The following is a 15388-nucleotide window of genomic DNA, read 5'->3' on the forward strand; positions in this document are numbered from 1 at the left end:
ATGAGGCTGGGCTTCGAGAACTGGGAAAAAAAACATGCTGATGACACTGTCTCGATCGCTGTTTGCAATCACGATCACGATGATGACGCCCATGTGTGGATGCCACATGAAGCCAAATGTCCGTGAGTTTTATAGCGGAAACACGAGGGTTAGCGCGAGTTTGAACAAGGGTAATCCCCGCTATGTCATCTTCGAGGTCGATTATACCATCCCGGGGAAGATACCATCGGTGCTGCTGGAGCTTCCTAATGGTGAAGCAGTTGCGCTCGCGGATTTGGATATTGCGCACCTGGAACGACTAGGTCCACCTCGCAGTCGGACTGAACTGGACGATCGAGACGGCAAAAAGCGCGTCAGGTGTTCGTTCCGAGGGTTTGCCGCGATCGTTGCGGACGGACGGATCGAGGGGGTAACGGTGTGGGTCGATTCAGAGGTTGGAACCTCGCCCGGCCTCTGGGACATGGCAAAAAAAAGGCGATATGTGCTGCCGATGAATGAGCGGGAGGTACGTGAGCTCTTCGGAGAGCCAGACAAGATTCTAGACTGGGCAGCATTATGAGAGACGTTCTGATTCGCGCGAAGTGCCATTCGGTGCTGCGTTATTCTTAGGCGCACGGACTGACCTCATGTGCAGCGACGACGTGCTGAACCGCATCGCCAGCATCAAGCAGGGCGCCACGACCTACGCCAGCTACACGTACCTGGGCGGCGGCTCGATCGTGCGGCGGGACCATCCCCAGCCGCAGGTCCGCCTGGACCTGTGGGGCGGCACCAGCGGCACCTACTCCGGCCTGGACCGCTTCGGGCGGGTGGTGGACCAGCTCTGGCGGGATTACGGGGCCAGCGCCGACCGCGAGCGCTTCGGCCACGGCTACGACCGAAACTCCAATCGCGTTTACCGGGATCACACGGTCAGCTCGGCGGGGGCGAGTGCAGCGTTGCGGGTTCGTTATTTTCTCACGCTTCGCGCAGGTGATAGCTCTTGATCATGGTCTGCTGGAAGTCGGGATGGGCATTGATGTCGTGCTCGGCCAGGTCCAGGCCGTCATACTCCTCGGCGTCGGCGGCGCGCAGGCCGGTGGTGGCGTGCAGGGCCAGCATGAGTCCGGCGGTACAGGCGACGACGAGGCTGAGCACCGCGCCGATGGCCAGCGCCTGGATAGCCAGCCCCCACAGCCATTGTTCAAGTGAGGCATAACGGAAGATTCCCGCAGCCAGCAATGCCCAGATGGCGCCGACGCCGTGAATGGCGACCACACCGCCCGGGTCGTCGAGTTTGACCCGCAGATCCAGGCTGACCAGCATCCAGGGCACGAGGATTCCGGCCACGGCGCCGATGACGAACGCCGCGGGGCTGCGCACGGTTCCCGCCGCCGCCGTGATGGATACCAATCCTCCCAGGATCCCGGCACAGCTCAGCAGCACATCGGCCTTGCCGTAGCGGATGCGTGCGACGACGAGGCTGAGCAACCCTGCGGCGGCGGCGGCGACCAGCACATTGGCGGGGATGTGGGCACCCCTGGCCGCGCCAGCCACCGGCCCGGCAGCGGGGAAAGCCATCATCGCGACATAGGCGATCCACCCGATCAGTATTAGCATCGTGCCCAGGAGCATCAGCGGGATGTTGTGTCCCGGGATCATATTGGAGGATCCGTCGCGGTTGTATTTGTTTTGTCGCGGGCCGACGAAGAACGCGGCGGTGGCGGCGCATGCGCCGCCGGCCAGTTGCACAGCGGCGGCGCCTGCGGTGTCGATCAGGCCAAGCTGACTGAGCCATCCGCGTGTGGTCCAGTGCAGCAGCAGCGGCACGAGCAGCGTCGCCAGTAGCGCCGCGGCCGCCAGCGGCACCACGAGCTTCGATCTTTCCGCCACTGCGGGCGAGACGATCCCCGTGGCGATCAACACTGCCGCAAGCATGCGCAACCAGTCGGCGGGAAGCTCGCCCATGCCCAGCAGATACTCCAGTCGAACGCCCAGGACGGGGTTTCGGACCTGAAACAGGATCGCTGCGCCGACGGCCCAGAAACACAACGCGGAGATGCACAGATCCATCAGGATGCGGAATCCGGTGGAGGCGACGTTTTTGGCGCGCACCAGCCCCATCGCGCCCAGCAACTGTCCGGCACGTACGAGCGTTGTCGCCCCTGCCAGGATGAGCACCATCCAGCCGCCCGTGTCCATGTTCATGTCTTCCTTCCCGGCGAGTTGGTTCCGCGCAGGCGGGATACATTTTTAGCCGAAGCCCGCCACCGCGTACAGGCGTTGCAACAGATGGCGCTTTAAAGGGTGTTCCCGGATTTGCGGGACTGCGGGGGATCGTGAAATGATCGCTTCAGCCCCTGCGCAGGAATGCGAGCACGAGCGCGCCCGCCTGTGGCACGTCCCGCCTGACGTTTTATACACATTTCTGGGAGGCCTTGTTTTGGGGCCCCAGAGCGATTTGGATCTCCGCTGGCATCGCGCGCACCTGGTCCAGGATGTGTATAAACGACAGGCGTCGAGCCTGTGCTAAGCGGCATGATGACGAGCCTCAAGATCAGACTCTCGAATTCGAGCGCATCCTGCATGGCCGGGACGGCCATGCCACAACTGGCTCAACGTGCTGCTGCTGGAATTCGGTCGCAGGGGCCGGAACGCCGGTCGCACCGACGTGAGGCACAACCGCGTCCTCATTTGCGCGCGCTTGTGAAAGCATGGTCGCGCCGGCTACGAATCGAGTGCCTGACTCTGATTTGCACTTGGCGCCGGTTCGATCCCCAGCATTTGCCTGAGCTGTGATTCGATCTGTATCAGAAGCGGATCAGCGCCGTTGGCAGGTCGTTCGCGTGCGGGCTGGACCTGGATCGCCTGGCCGACGGTCACCGTCGCCGACAGCTCGCCATGGACGCGCAGGCGATCGGTCAGTCCCTCCTCGAACTTTTCCAGCGTTTCCAGAATCCGCTCGGGGGTAGGATTGGACTTGACGTAATCTGGCGGGAAATGGGCGACGAGGTTGGCCAGGTAGACGTCTTCGAGTTGCCGCCAGCGGCGTTGCCGTTCGGGTTCGTCAAGTTCTGCCTTGATCATGTCGGGCAAGATCGCGGCGCGGAGTCGTTTGACGCGTGCATTGGTCGAGCCGCTGTGATCGCCAGCGGTCCATTCGTCTTCCAGCGGCCAGAGGATAGCGTTGATGAGGCTGGGCAGGCGTGTGGCGATGTCGCCGGTCTGAGGTCGGCCAAGGTATTGCAGCTCCTTAAGCGTCAGCAGCGCCTCGCCAACCTTGTAGATCCTTTCCAGCAGCGTCAGATGACGGTTTGGTCGCCAGCTCAGGCGCGTTTCGATCTCGTCCAGCACCCGAGTGGCCGCGGCGTCGATGTCGCCATGGAACCGGTAACGGATGGCGACAGGATGGACGACGACCTTCCGCGGCGGGTCCATTTTGGCGCGCTTCTTTGCGGCGGTGCGCGCGATCAGGGCGGTACCTTCCAACAGTTCGTTGATTCGGTCGTTGGTTCGCGCGATGAAGCCTTCAGGGAAGATGACCAGCGGGCGGCTGGCGTGCTCGAGGATCTGGATGGCGCTGTTGACCGCGGCGCGGTCGATCCCTTCGCGGTACACGCTGAACGCGCCGGCACGACGTACCAGCCACGCTTTCAGACCGCCTCGCATGAACAGATGCCAGCTCGCCATGATGAAAAAAGGCGATTGGACACACCTTGCCAGAACGCCCAGGACAATCGGGTCTTCGTCGCGGCAGTGATTGGGCGCCAGAACGATGCCATGGCCCGCACGGATCGACTCGGCCAGCCGTTCGGCATTCACGCACTGGACGCGGTGCACGCCGTATTGCTTTCGCAGATACCAGGGCACGATACGCATCAGCAGTGCCGGCCAGAGCCTGCCATGATAGGGCGGCACAGGCACATACGGTCTTTCGCTGACCAGATCGATCATGTGGGCAGAATAGAAACCCCCGATGGGGAGAATCAACCCCGCCGGGGTGCAGCGGCGGGCATGGCCGCCGCCCGGGACAGCTCGCGATCAGGTCTGGGCGAACTTGACGTGGCGTGTGGGGTTACTAGAATCCCCCAGACTACCGCGTGGTATCCGCGGGGCCATGGTCTAACGGGATGACGGCTGAATCGCATTCAGCAAATCGGGGTTCGATTCCCCGTGGCTCCATTTCCCAGCCGAAATAGCAGGTTACCCTTGGACAGCGGCGATCACGTCCTGCACCTGGACATGAACGTGGCTTTTACGTGGTTCCCGCATCGCTGAATCGCCCCGGTTGCGCCACCCCGGACGACAGGCGCAAGGCGAACCAGGTCGCGTGCAGTAAGTGCCGGGCGGCGAATGACAGCGGGCGTGTCGCTGTCAAACCGGCAGGGGGATGCTGGCTGCCCGCACATCATGCCGCATTACCCTCCCCGGCGGAAACGTCGCCAGCGCGGGCAACGACGGCTCATCCGGCGGCCGGTTCGCCGTCCACCTACACAGCGTTGTGCCAATGTCCTCGCACAGGAACCGTTCGGCTTTCTGGTGCTGAGACCTCTGAGCCTGGGACACGCACGCCAAGCGTGTTGATCTACACGGGTAGAATCTACCTACCTGGAAGATACCAGGCGCATCGTCAGCAAGCCGCCCGTCAGCGGCGCGCTCTCCATCGCCGCCGGCGCCACGATGCGCATCACCGCCAAAGGGACGGCCAACTCTTCGGCCGGCACCACGCGACGGCCGGCGGGACAGTTGATCATTGCCGGCGGCAGCTCACCGACCGGCCGGCTGGATCTGAACAACAACGCGCTCATCGTCGATGAAGGAAGCCTGTCGCTCGTGACGGCGCAGATCAAGAGCGGCCTGGAGAACGGAGGGAGCTTCGATTGGCGAGGCAACGGGATCAGCAGCAGCAATGCCGCCCAACAGAACGCCACGGCGGGCAGCTTCCTCTACGTCGCGTGCTGTGGAACACCGATGCCCAATTTGGCGGTCCTGGGGATCCCTTCTATACGAGCTTTGCCGGTGAGACGGTTTCCGGCAATGAAGTGCTCGTAAAGTTCACCTACTTCGGCGATGCCGATCTGACCGGAGTGATTGATGCGACGGACTACTCGCTTATCGACAATGGGTACGTCAACCGCCTCACCGGCTGGATCAACGGCGACTTCGACTACTCCGGCGTGATCGACGCCACCGACTACGCCCTGATCGACAACGCGTACATAAACCAGGGCGGCCCACTGGCCGAATCCACCGTTGCCTATCACAGCAGAATGTTTGGTACTGAGTATACCGTGGCGCTGCGGGCGATCCAAGCCGGGGTGATCCCAGAACCTACCCGCGTTCCGACAGCTATATCCGTCGCCGCTGCTTGTGCCTGGTACTTGGGGCGTCACGGACGAAGCACGTCAGTACGCGCGTCGTTACCCCGAAGATAGTTGCGCACAGTCAACGGTGGCGGTATCGGTACTTGGTCCCTTCAGATTCCTCCGGTTTTGACAGCGCACCCGCCGACGCGTCTACCCGGCATCCGAAGCGCCGGGAGCAGAAAGAGGAGCATTGGACCGAACAAGGGTTCCGGCGCCATGCTGACTTGCAGCGGCGCGGCACCCGAATCTGTACCCTGAACCGGTACGTCCCACGGGTAGACTGACGTGCTCTTTCCATCCTGAACGTACAACGCAGCCGGCGCGAACAGAGTATTTGCTCGTTCCGCGCTCAGCGCCATTGGCCCACCGAGGGTCCTGACTGAGAGCTCCACGGTTCCCAATAGGAACTCCTCGGCGTCGAGATTGCCGTGGAACGAGATGCGAGCCCCAACAGGAGCCGGCGCGCCTAGATCAAATCCTCGCACGAAGATGAACGATGAGTTTCCAACCAACCCACCCAAATCCAAGTCAGCGTCCCCGTCGATGTCTGTTGGACTACCGCCTTGGACAGGCCCTCGTCCGAATACGGATGAATGCGACAGTGGTGCAAAGTCACCACGCATCGTGCTCAACGCTCTGGCATCGTTGCTGACGATCCTGACCCACCCATCGTAGAACGTCTCGTTGTCGATCCCATCATGGCCCTGGACGATGGCGTACAGTTCCAGGCGCACGACCTGTCCGACGCGATCGACCTGGACCGCCTTGCCGCCGTCGGCGGCGCGGAGGTCGTAGGTCAACTCGGCCCGCGCAGCGGATGGAACCATCAGACAGATGCCAGTGGCGATCACAGCCGCAGTTCCGCGCATGCCCTGGAGGGGTGACATGACAGGCCATTTCTTCGCGGAGAGCAGAAACCAACTGCTCCGTCGCGACCCGAGAGACGATCGGCCAGACCCGTGCGCAATGTAATCTACCCGACCGCAGCAGGCCCTGGCACGACGTTTCTGCTGCTGGCGACAGCCCGGTGTGCCGCTTGATCGAGAATCAAGCCCTCGGCGGCCTATGCGGCAGCCCAACGCGCTGCCACGCGCCATCATCGAAGTCGACTCGCTGGGCGCCATCCACATCCGCGCGGATGAATCGCCAATCCCCATTCAGATATCGCTCTTTACGGGTCATTCAGATCTGTGCCAGGACAACAAATCAAAGCGCCAAGGGCACCAAGGAGCGCCAAGGCACTGCGCTCGAGACATCCTTACTTGGCGCTACTTGGCGCAGCTTGGCGCTTCATCTGTTCTGTTCACACTGCCCGGCGGCTTTCCACGATCCAGTTCAGGTATTTCTCGAGGTTGGTGTAGCCGTCGCCGGTGGAGTCGGCGTTGCCGTCGGTCGGATCGCGGGGATTCAACCCGCGCTGGGTTTCCCAGTCATCGGGCATGCCGTCGTGGTCGCTGTCCTGGGGCGCGGGGCCACCTCGCAGTTCGGGGAAGCCGCCGCTGTCCTTCTGCGAGTCGATCACGCCGGGCAGGCCGCTGCGGCTGCCCTTGTAGGTGAACGAGCGATTGAGCACGTCTTTGATGATCCGCGCGTCCACTGGATCCAGCCGCGGGATATTCGCGCCCACGTCGGCCATCACGCTTTCGTACGCCTGTCTGGCGGAATGCTCGGTGATGTAGGATTCGCAGAACGGCTCGTCGAGTTTGATGGCCGGCAGCTCTCGTGGGTTGTACCGCACGCCGCCGTTGGCCCAGTTGTCCGGCTCGTACTGCGGGTAGCCCTCCATGACATTACCCTGGATGTAGAACTGCTGCACGTCGGTGGGCAGGGGATTCTCGATACGCGCGATGACGAAGTGAAAGACCCGCGATGCCGGACCGGGGATGTAGTAGTTGCCGACGAAGTTGACCTTCCTCACGCCGCCGTCGGTCGTGCGATGGACCCAGTTGTAGCAGACGTTGTTTCGGATATCGAGGAATCCGGCGAACTTGTCGCCACGGTGCGCAAAGCCCCCGGCCAGGCTCCAGTTCCGCCCGGCGCAGTTGGCGATCAGGTTGTGGTGGAAGCTGCCGATGTTTCCGGAGATGCTGCCGGCGTAGCCGTGCATGGTGCCCGGGCGGTAGTTGCGATGGTTGGCGACATTGAGCGCGTCGGCCACGATGCAGCGCTGGAGCGTGATGTTCCTGGCGCCGCGCGAACTCACCGCCTCGTCCTGGCTCCAACTGATCGAGCAGTGATCGATGATGGCATGATCGGTGGCGGCGAAGCCGGTGCCGTCCATCGTCTGTCTGGACTCATCCCCGACGCGGATTCGCACGTAGCGGATGATCGTGTCGTGCGTGCCCAAGTTGCCGAAGGTGTACCCGCCGATGCAGATGCCATCCCCCGGCGCGGTCTGCCCGGCGATCGTGATGTAGGGGTTGCGGATGATAAGTTTGCTCTTGAGCTTGATGGTCCCACCGACGCGGAATACGACGGTGCGCGGGCCTTCGGCTTCGACCGCCTCGCGCAGCGAGCCGGGCCCGCCGTCTTCCAGCGTCGTGACTTCGTAGACTTTTCCCCCGCGTCCGCCGATCGCGAATCGCCCGTATCCTTCGGCCCCGGGGAACGCCAGTTGCCGCGGGCGGAAATGCCACACCTGGCCCCTGATCACTTGTCCGTCGTTCTGGATCGTGTCCACCCGCCAGTAGTAGCGTCGCATGTTGTTCAGCCGCATGTTCGCAGTCGAGAATTGCGACTGAGAGATCTCGCCACGGAACAGGGGGGATTCGGGGGCGGCGTCGGCGACGGCGGATTCGTCTTCGCCGAGATACACGTGGAATCGTTCTGCCCCGGTCGGGGTTGCCCAGCGCAACGTCTGACAGTCGGCATGCAGGTCGCCATTCGGCGGCGAAGGACGCGAGGCCCGCCGTTTCGGGTCCGAGTGATCGATCTCGATCCCGTTCAGCATCACTGCCCCGCCGGAGCTGCGAAAGCTGAGCACCAGGTCTTTGCCCGCCTCGGCCTGCACCTGGACGAACGCAGTGGCGGCATCGTCATCGTTCTCCACGCGGGCGGATTGCCTCAGGCCCTGAAGCACCGGCGTGCCGTTGACGAGCACGTCGAAGGTTGTATCGGCGTCTGGCCCGGTCGCGTTGTGGTAGGTTGTGATCGAATGCCGGCCGGGCGAAAGGCCCGAGATGACCAGCTCCAGCGAGCCGGCGCGATCGTCGCTGTGGACGTAGACTCCGTCGTTTGCGAACGGTGCGTTGTGATCGATGCCGCCTTTCCACAGATCGCCACGGATGGTGCCTTTTGTGGCGCGAAGGGTCAGCAGCAGATCGCCGAATCGCTGCGAAGCCGAGGCGCCGTCGGACACCCGCCAGTTGTGGCAGGTGTGGCTGAGCATGTCGCGGCGATCGTTGTCGGCGTTGATGTCCACGCGCAGCGGCGTGGCCAATGCGCTGCGGGCCAGTGCGTGAAGGGCCACGGCGGCGACGATGATCCACGTGGCGAGACGACAGTGCATGGGGTTTGGACCTTTGGGCAACAAGAGTGTGAAGTTCAAGCGGCTTGCGGCGACGTCTGATGCGCCGCGCCCGCCGCGACTATACCCGCAGTCTCCATCGGAAACATTGCAGGTGTGCGTAAACTGTTTACCAACCAGCGCAACAGATGTTGAAGCCGCGACCGCAGGGCGAGCCGGCGCGTCACTCGCCGACCGCCAGCAACACCTTGCCCATCGGCCCGCGGGCAAGATACGCAAACGCCTCAGGAAGCTGATCGAACGCGAAGACCCGATCGACCAGCGGCCGGGCGTTGATCCGCGACAGAAGCATGAGGATCTGGTCCCATGCCTGGCGTGCCTCGGCGTTGGTGTACGCACCCACCGCGACTCCGCCGATTCTGATTCGCCGGAACAGCAGCGAGGCGGTGTTGAACTGAGGCACGGGCCCTGCCAGTCGCCCGACGACGCTGACTCGCCCGCGGTCTGCGAGCGTGGCCAGCAATTCGGGAAAGAGGCTGCCGCCGACGTTGTCGATGACCAGGTCCACACGTCGTTCGCCCAGCAGCGCCTTGAGGGTCGTTCGCCACTGCGGGTCGGTTGGATCCAGCACGTGATGCATGCCCAGGGACTTGAGTTTCTGACGCTTGACCGGATCGCGCGACAGGCCGACGACGGTGTGTCCCATCGCCGGCGCCAGTTGCGTGCTGGCCACACCCACGCCGCCGGAGGCACCGCTGATCAGAATCACCGCCTGCTGGGGAAGGTCAGGCCACTGGGTAATCGCCTGGTAGGCCGTCAGGTACACGAGTGTGGCGCCAGCGGCCTGCTGGTCCGTCCAGCCCTGGGGGACATCCACCAGCGACCCAACCGGGACGCTGACGAGCTGTGCAAGGGTTCCCCATCGCGTGATGCCAACCTCGCCACGAAGCACAACCTGCTTTTGCCCGACTCGCAGGCTCGACACGCCGGCGCCCAGCTCGACGATCTGTCCCATCCCGTCGCGACCGAGAATGTGTGGCAGGGGGGGCTTGGCCGGATACTGCCCCTGCGCCAGGTACGCGTCGGCGGGGTTGAGCGCGGCGAAACGCACTTTCAGCAGCGCCTCGCCCGCGGCCGGTCTGGGATCGGGGACTTCGGCGAGTCTGGCTTTGTCGATGCCGTCGAAGCTCTCGATGATCCAGGCTTTCATGTGCGGTGTCTCCGTCCGGTCACGCGGGCTTGCGCCAAGCGTCCATTGTCAACCTCGGGCTGCAAGCCCGTCGTAGGATAGAATACCCGCATGCTCGACGAAAATGTCAGATCCCATTTTGCGGACCAGTTGCGGCAGATTCGCGACGCCGGACTCTATAAGGACGAACGGATCATCACCTCGCCGCAGGGAACGGAGATTCTCGTCAACGGGCGTACGGTGCTCAATTTCTGCGCCAACAACTATCTGGGCCTGTCGAATCACCCCAGGGTCATCGAGGCGGCGCATCGGGCGCTGGATACGCGCGGCTACGGAATGTCCAGCGTCCGCTTCATCTGCGGCACACAGGATCTGCACAAACAGCTCGAGCATCGCCTGGCCGAGTTCGTCGGCACGGAAGATGCCGTCCTGTACAGCTCGTGCTTCGACGCCAACGGCGGATTGTTCGAAACGCTGCTCGGGCCGGAGGACGCGGTGCTCTCGGACGCGCTGAACCATGCGTCGATCATCGACGGGATCCGGCTGTGCAAGGCCCGGCGATATCGCTTCCAACACGATGACATAAACGACCTGGAGGCCAAACTCAGGGAGTGCGCTGATGCCCGCCTGCGGATGATCGCCACCGACGGCGTGTTCAGCATGGACGGCGACATCGCGCGTCTGGATGAGATTTGCGAGCTGGCCGAGCGGTACGGCGCGATGGTGATGGTGGATGACAGCCACGCCACCGGCTTCGTCGGGCAGGCCGGACGCGGCACGCACGAGTATCGCGGCGTGATGGGGCGGGTGGACATCATCACCTCGACACTGGGCAAGGCGCTGGGCGGGGCCTCGGGCGGATTCACCGCTTCGAAAAAGGAGATCGCCGAGCTGCTGCGCAATCGCTCGCGGCCGTACCTGTTCAGCAACGCGCTGGCGCCGCCGATCGTTGCCGGCACGCTGGCGGTGCTGGACCTGCTCAGCGGCAGCACCGAGTTGCGCGATCGACTGGAACGCAACACCCAACGCTTTCGCCAGGGCATGGCACAAGCCGGCTTCCAGCTCAGACCGGGCACACACCCGATCGTCCCGATCATGCTCGGCCAGGCGAGGCTCGCTGTGGAGTTTGCACGCCGGCTGCTGGATGAGGGCATCTACGTCATCGGCTTCAGCTACCCGGTTGTGCCCGAGGGGCAGGCTCGTATCCGGGTGCAGCTTTCCGCGGCACACACGGATGAGCAGATTGACCGGGCCATTGCCGCTTTCACCAGGGTGGGCAAACAGATGGGCGTAATCAGCGGCCCGGTGAGCTGAGCGGGGTAAGGATTCCGTCGGGGCGCAAAAAACGCGGGCGCGCGGTCAGCATGCCCGCACCGACGGTGCCGGGACATGGAATCCGACCGCGCGCCCGCAGTTGAGTTCCGGGGTGGCGAGCTTACATTCCGTCGTTCAGCGATGTCCAGCGGGCGACAACCTTCGTGCCCACCGCACCGATGATCGCGATGGCGGCCACAACGATCAGGCCGGCGATCAATGCGTATTCCAGAACCTCGCCGCCCGCTTCGTCACGCAGCAGCGCATCCAGCTTCTTCACGAGCTTTCGCATACCGAACCTCCTTCGAGTAGTGGCACATGCCTTGGCCGGCGAACACCCGCGCGCACTCCAGAGCGGCGAACTGGCATCAGCAGGCTGCTGCGGCCGTCACTGGCTCATCGGTCCAAAGCGCGCAATCCTTTAGGTTGCGCGATCCGTTGCGATCCGCTGGTGAACAAAGGATGCAATATCGGACCTGATCGACAGGGTGGGCAGCGCGGGCGGCTTGCGGCTGCGTTCAGGCTGCCGCCTGCTGTATGCGACGCAAAATCTGCTCGGCGCGCGAACGGCGCTGCACTTGCGGGTCGGAAGCCCACTGCTGGCCCTCGGCGTGGCGCACTTCGGTCTGCTCAATGATCTGCACGCGGCATTTGCCCGATGGGTCGGACCAGTCGGGAATCACCGTGATGCGATAGCGCGTCCGCTCCTGCCAGCGGCGTGCGATGCGCCATTGCCCGGGATGACGCTCAAAATCCGTCACGATCACGCCATTGCCCAGGTCCTGGCATTTCAATGAGACCGGCGGTGCCTGGAGAACCTGACAGATCTTCTCAACCATCTGCCGGGGCGGGACATTGAACGTCGCCTCGACCGGGTTGAGGATCGATTCCGATGCCCCCGCGGCCTGTGGATTGTCCGCCGAGCTCGACCGGCAACCTGCCAAGCCCAGCACCAGCACCGCCGTCACCGTCACTGTCAAGGTATTGCGTTGTTGCATGCCGGGCATGTTACCCAACGCCCGATGAAATGACGAACGCGAACCGCGCGCTGCGGCAGATCACCCCGCAGACGCAGACAAATCCGGCCTGTCATTTGCTTCGAGGCTTGACGGTGTAGCTCAGATCATCGAACCATACCTGAACGAAATGTCCGCCGCTGTGAATGTTGAAGATGCCGAAACGATCGAAGGTCGCGCCGGCCTGGCGGATGCCAGGCGCCAAGTCGTACGTCTGCACGTGGTCATCGAACCTGACCGTAATCCGCCCACGACCGTCGGCGGCGGTGGGAGAGTAGTCCATCGACCATTGATGCACCTGTCCGTCGGGACGAATCAGCGGACCCTCGGCGGTGATTTCGCCCTTTGCATCCCTGTTGTAACAGGCGGGTCGGAAATAGTGCCCGACGCGGCTGGGGCCTTCGATCAGGATCGCCAGCACGTTTCTGTCCGGCTCGACGTGGTGTGGAGTCGTTTTGCTCCTCTTGGACTGGGAGTCGAAGAAGCCGATGAACGCGCCGCTGTCGGAGCCGGCGGCGGTGAAGGCCACCTTGCCCGAGGCGTGGATTTCGTCATCCAGCGAGAGAGGCCCGACTGCATCCGCGTAATACGCCCCGCCCGCCTCATCGCGCCACACCGCCCCGCCGATTTCTCCACGCCCGCCGCCGGCATGTGTCGTGTCCGGGCTGTAACCGAAGTCATGGTAGGGTCGCAGCAGCCGATCCTCGAATTCGACCTGGTTGCCCAGTGCGTCCCATTTCGGATCGCCATCGAGATCGATCGGCTTGCCATCGAGCATCAGGTCATCAAAGTAGACCTCCATTCCCGAACCGGATGTCTGCTGGTTGAACATGCCGAACCGGTTGAAGGTGGCGCCGTCGGCCTTGTGTCCGTCGGCCAGCGCCAGCGTGTAGGTTTTGTCGTCGAGGGTGAAAGTGACTTGTCCTTTGCCCGCGGCGGCGTCGGGGTCGTAGCTCAGTTTCCAGGTATGCACGGTTCCGTCGGCAAGGAACGGTTTGGTCCTGGTCGTCTGGTAGCGTTCGCCCTCGAAACAGCCGATGCCACCGCTGAGCCAGTGTTGCGTGCCGTATTCGAAAAAGACCCAGTACTTTCCGCCATTGCCGTCGATGCGGAACGTCAGCGAGTTGGGCGTGCGCCATCCGCGGGACTTGTCGTTGAAGAACCCGAACAGCATGCCGCTGTTTCCATCGTCTCGGGTGACGGCGAATTTGCCGGAAGCGACCAGCTTGTCATTGAAGGTTTTGACGGGAATGGGCATGGCGTAGTAGGCGGGCGTGACCGACCGCTGGATCCACCCGCCGATCTCGCCTGGCCGCACGCCTTTGGCGTGGTTGGTATCGCGCCAACCGAAGTCCTGCCGGGTGATCTTCGCGGGAACGGGAACCAAGCGGTTGCGGAAGCCTTCCCATCCTGGATCGGTGGAAAAATCCTGGTGGCGGAGGTTCGCCTGCTGCGACAGAACCGTGGGGGTCAGTGTCAAAGCGAACAGAAGCGCGCGAAGGAAGTTTGAAGTGTTCATCGATGATGTAAACAACGGTGAGCGGCGGACGTTGCAGGCGACATGCTGAAACCGGCGCGCGCCTGCTCGGTGAGAAGGAGAAAAAAGTGCGCGACAGGCCTGTTCAGCCTGTCGCGCACAGGTGGCAATAGCGGCTACTGCCGCAACGGTGAGTTATTGCGCGAACGCGGGCGATCAGCGCCGACGACGGCGAAGACCTGCCAACGCGCCCAACGCCAACAGTCCGGCGCTTGCCGGTTCCGGAACCACAGTGACAGCGGTGACGCTCAGGTCGTCAAGCCAGAGCTGGCTGGTGCCGCCATCGGCCGACACCGCCATGATCCCGAAGTGCGTCCACGGATTGTAGTCACCCGGGCTGATGTTCAAGGTCGCCGTCCTCGTGTCGATCACCACAGTCATCGCGCCGGCTCCGTCGTAAGTGAAGCTGAACGGAAGGGTGGTGTCATTCGGAAGCGGCGAGTAAATGGACAGGTCGCGCGTGCGGCCCTGGCCAGGCGTGAACGCGATGGGAATCGGCGACTCGCCGTCATCGAACTGCACGCCCAGGAAGTTCGAGGCGTCGCCGCCGCTGCCATAGCTCGACGCTCCATTGCAGTAGCCGAGGTACACCCCGGAACCGCCGTCACGATGAAGGTTCAACACGCCGGTCACCGTGAACGGCGTGGTCGGGCTTAGCGCGCCACCGAGATCCAGCCCATAGAAGTTTGCCGGGCTGCTCCTGCGGGTGATGCTGCCGCCGATCTCGCCTGCACCACTGGCCGTTCCACCTGGTGGATTGACGGCCGTGCCAGTCACGTCACCGGTGGAATACCCGTAGTTCTGAGGTGGCGTGGTGTTGTTCACGCCGCTCCAGCCTCGCGGGGCGGGATCAGTGGTGAAATCTTCGGTGATCTGGACGACGCCCCACGCCGGTGCAGTCAGCCCAGCGACCGCCGCCACAACAAGAGCACGCATGGATCGCATTTGTTCTGCCCTCCACAATCGTTAGCCCCCTGAACCAATCGTTATGCACTTCTCCCAATGAACAGCTTTCGCAGTATTTCAAGACAAACAGTCGAGCAGGTAACGTCTCGTTGCGCCCTGATCACTCCTTCCTCCGGCCCAGTGGCAGCGGGTTCTGTGCGCCCATCGCCACGAGTCCCGCGCCCGCCGGTCCCGAAGCCCAATCGAAGTTGCAGCCACGTGATGGTCTGGAATAGCCCGCAACAAAGCCCGGAGTTATCTGGTCAGGGAAGAGCTGCACTGAGTGCGCGCCTGGGCAGGCGAGGTGATCAACGGCTTGAAAGACAAGCAGCGCGGGGGTTGGCCGCATTTTCTGCCCTCCGCAATCACGTGCTCGCACGACCTCGTGCATTTCTCCCGGACGAGCACAGAAATGACAGTACCAGCGTATTATCGATAATTGTGCGCCATTCGCAACAGAAATCCAGGAAATTTTTACCATGCGATGAGGCAGTTCACACTCACCGTGTACGCCTGTGGTTCAGAGGCCTTCAATCCATCAGCTTTTTTCTTGATAAACCAGTCGTAATAAAGATA

The 15388-nt window shown here is 62.9% G+C and carries 14 protein-coding genes and 1 tRNA gene; 6 read left to right on the forward strand and 9 right to left on the reverse strand.

Translation table 11 applies throughout. The features are described from left to right. Nucleotides 1-34 precede the first annotated feature (34 nt). Nucleotides 35-559, forward strand: a complete 525-nt coding sequence (locus tag ACQS5P_RS18950) for a hypothetical protein (RefSeq protein ID WP_428938182.1) — start codon at nt 35-37, stop codon at nt 557-559. A 67-nt stretch (nt 560-626) separates the two neighbouring features. Continuing rightward, complete coding sequence (locus ACQS5P_RS18955; RefSeq protein ID WP_428938183.1) at nt 627-986, forward strand: hypothetical protein; 360 nt, start codon at nt 627-629, stop codon at nt 984-986. Here ACQS5P_RS18955 and ACQS5P_RS18960 read toward each other — a convergent pair. Beyond that, the gene (locus ACQS5P_RS18960) at nt 958-2187 is read right to left on the reverse strand and encodes an ammonium transporter (RefSeq protein WP_428938184.1); all 1230 of its coding nucleotides are present in this window, start codon (nt 2185-2187) and stop codon (nt 958-960) included. The genes ACQS5P_RS18955 and ACQS5P_RS18960 overlap by 29 nt on opposite strands. Before the next feature lie 519 nt (nt 2188-2706). Beyond that, nucleotides 2707-3933 carry a 1-acyl-sn-glycerol-3-phosphate acyltransferase gene (locus tag ACQS5P_RS18965; protein ID WP_428938185.1) on the reverse strand — a complete coding sequence of 409 codons (1227 nt, stop codon included), beginning with the start codon at nt 3931-3933 and terminating at the stop codon, nt 2707-2709. Between the two features lie 157 nt (nt 3934-4090). Here ACQS5P_RS18965 and ACQS5P_RS18970 point away from each other — a divergent pair. Beyond that, a tRNA-Ala gene (locus tag ACQS5P_RS18970) sits at nt 4091-4161 on the forward strand. 422 nt (nt 4162-4583) lie between these two features. On the opposite strand, the gene ACQS5P_RS18975 is transcribed toward ACQS5P_RS18970, so the two are convergent. Further along, nucleotides 4584-4889 (reverse strand): hypothetical protein, encoded by a 306-nt coding sequence (locus tag ACQS5P_RS18975; protein ID WP_428938186.1) that lies wholly within the window; start codon nt 4887-4889, stop codon nt 4584-4586. Between the two features lie 45 nt (nt 4890-4934). On the opposite strand from ACQS5P_RS18975, the gene ACQS5P_RS18980 reads away from it, so the two are divergent. Both ACQS5P_RS18980 and ACQS5P_RS18985 read left to right on the forward strand, forming a co-directional pair. Continuing rightward, complete coding sequence (locus tag ACQS5P_RS18980) at nt 4935-5414, forward strand: hypothetical protein (RefSeq protein WP_428938187.1); 480 nt, start codon at nt 4935-4937, stop codon at nt 5412-5414. Between the two features lie 629 nt (nt 5415-6043). After that, nucleotides 6044-6229, forward strand: coding sequence for a hypothetical protein (locus ACQS5P_RS18985; RefSeq protein WP_428938188.1), 186 nt, complete (start codon nt 6044-6046; stop codon nt 6227-6229). Between the two features lie 419 nt (nt 6230-6648). On the opposite strand, the gene ACQS5P_RS18990 is transcribed toward ACQS5P_RS18985, so the two are convergent. After that, nucleotides 6649-8853 (reverse strand): pectate lyase family protein, encoded by a 2205-nt coding sequence (locus tag ACQS5P_RS18990; RefSeq protein ID WP_428938189.1) that lies wholly within the window; start codon nt 8851-8853, stop codon nt 6649-6651. Between the two features lie 181 nt (nt 8854-9034). Then, nucleotides 9035-10021, reverse strand: a complete 987-nt coding sequence (locus tag ACQS5P_RS18995) for a quinone oxidoreductase family protein (protein WP_428938190.1) — start codon at nt 10019-10021, stop codon at nt 9035-9037. Nucleotides 10022-10111: 90 nt separating this feature from the next. Here ACQS5P_RS18995 and kbl point away from each other — a divergent pair, with 90 nt between their 5' ends. Next, the gene (gene kbl / locus ACQS5P_RS19000) at nt 10112-11314 is read left to right on the forward strand and encodes a glycine C-acetyltransferase (RefSeq protein WP_428938191.1); all 1203 of its coding nucleotides are present in this window, start codon (nt 10112-10114) and stop codon (nt 11312-11314) included. Nucleotides 11315-11435: 121 nt separating this feature from the next. Here the strand turns inward: kbl and ACQS5P_RS19005 are convergent, their stop codons facing one another. The 4 genes from ACQS5P_RS19005 to ACQS5P_RS19020 all read right to left on the reverse strand — a co-directional run bounded on the left by ACQS5P_RS19005 (nt 11436) and on the right by ACQS5P_RS19020 (nt 14803). Next, entirely contained in the window at nt 11436-11606 is a 171-nt protein-coding gene (locus ACQS5P_RS19005) for a Flp family type IVb pilin (RefSeq protein ID WP_428938192.1), read from the reverse strand. Between the two features lie 226 nt (nt 11607-11832). Further along, a complete protein-coding gene (locus ACQS5P_RS19010; RefSeq protein ID WP_428938193.1) occupies nt 11833-12312 on the reverse strand; it encodes a hypothetical protein in 480 nt (159 codons plus the stop codon). A 91-nt stretch (nt 12313-12403) separates the two neighbouring features. After that, nucleotides 12404-13849: a hypothetical protein gene (locus tag ACQS5P_RS19015; protein WP_428938194.1), complete on the reverse strand. Its 1446-nt coding sequence runs from the start codon at nt 13847-13849 to the stop codon at nt 12404-12406. A 174-nt stretch (nt 13850-14023) separates the two neighbouring features. Then, nucleotides 14024-14803: a PEP-CTERM sorting domain-containing protein gene (locus ACQS5P_RS19020; RefSeq protein ID WP_428938195.1), complete on the reverse strand. Its 780-nt coding sequence runs from the start codon at nt 14801-14803 to the stop codon at nt 14024-14026. Between the last annotated feature and the right edge of the window lie 585 nt (nt 14804-15388).

It is taken from the genome of Fontivita pretiosa (genome assembly GCF_050410795.1).
Classification (GTDB): domain Bacteria; phylum Planctomycetota; class Phycisphaerae; order Tepidisphaerales; family Tepidisphaeraceae; genus Fontivita; species Fontivita pretiosa.

Coding starts and splice junctions, on each gene's coding strand:
- ACQS5P_RS18950 (WP_428938182.1), top strand. CDS start 35: ATGCTGATGACACTGTCTCGATCGCTGTTTGCAATCACGATCACGATG.
- ACQS5P_RS18955 (WP_428938183.1), top strand. CDS start 627: ATGTGCAGCGACGACGTGCTGAACCGCATCGCCAGCATCAAGCAGGGC.
- ACQS5P_RS18960 (WP_428938184.1), bottom strand. CDS start 2,187: ATGAACATGGACACGGGCGGCTGGATGGTGCTCATCCTGGCAGGGGCG.
- ACQS5P_RS18965 (WP_428938185.1), bottom strand. CDS start 3,933: ATGATCGATCTGGTCAGCGAAAGACCGTATGTGCCTGTGCCGCCCTAT.
- ACQS5P_RS18985 (WP_428938188.1), top strand. CDS start 6,044: ATGGCCCTGGACGATGGCGTACAGTTCCAGGCGCACGACCTGTCCGAC.
- ACQS5P_RS18990 (WP_428938189.1), bottom strand. CDS start 8,853: ATGCACTGTCGTCTCGCCACGTGGATCATCGTCGCCGCCGTGGCCCTT.
- ACQS5P_RS18995 (WP_428938190.1), bottom strand. CDS start 10,021: ATGAAAGCCTGGATCATCGAGAGCTTCGACGGCATCGACAAAGCCAGA.
- kbl (WP_428938191.1), top strand. CDS start 10,112: ATGCTCGACGAAAATGTCAGATCCCATTTTGCGGACCAGTTGCGGCAG.
- ACQS5P_RS19005 (WP_428938192.1), bottom strand. CDS start 11,606: ATGCGAAAGCTCGTGAAGAAGCTGGATGCGCTGCTGCGTGACGAAGCG.
- ACQS5P_RS19010 (WP_428938193.1), bottom strand. CDS start 12,312: ATGCAACAACGCAATACCTTGACAGTGACGGTGACGGCGGTGCTGGTG.
- ACQS5P_RS19015 (WP_428938194.1), bottom strand. CDS start 13,849: ATGAACACTTCAAACTTCCTTCGCGCGCTTCTGTTCGCTTTGACACTG.
- ACQS5P_RS19020 (WP_428938195.1), bottom strand. CDS start 14,803: ATGCGTGCTCTTGTTGTGGCGGCGGTCGCTGGGCTGACTGCACCGGCG.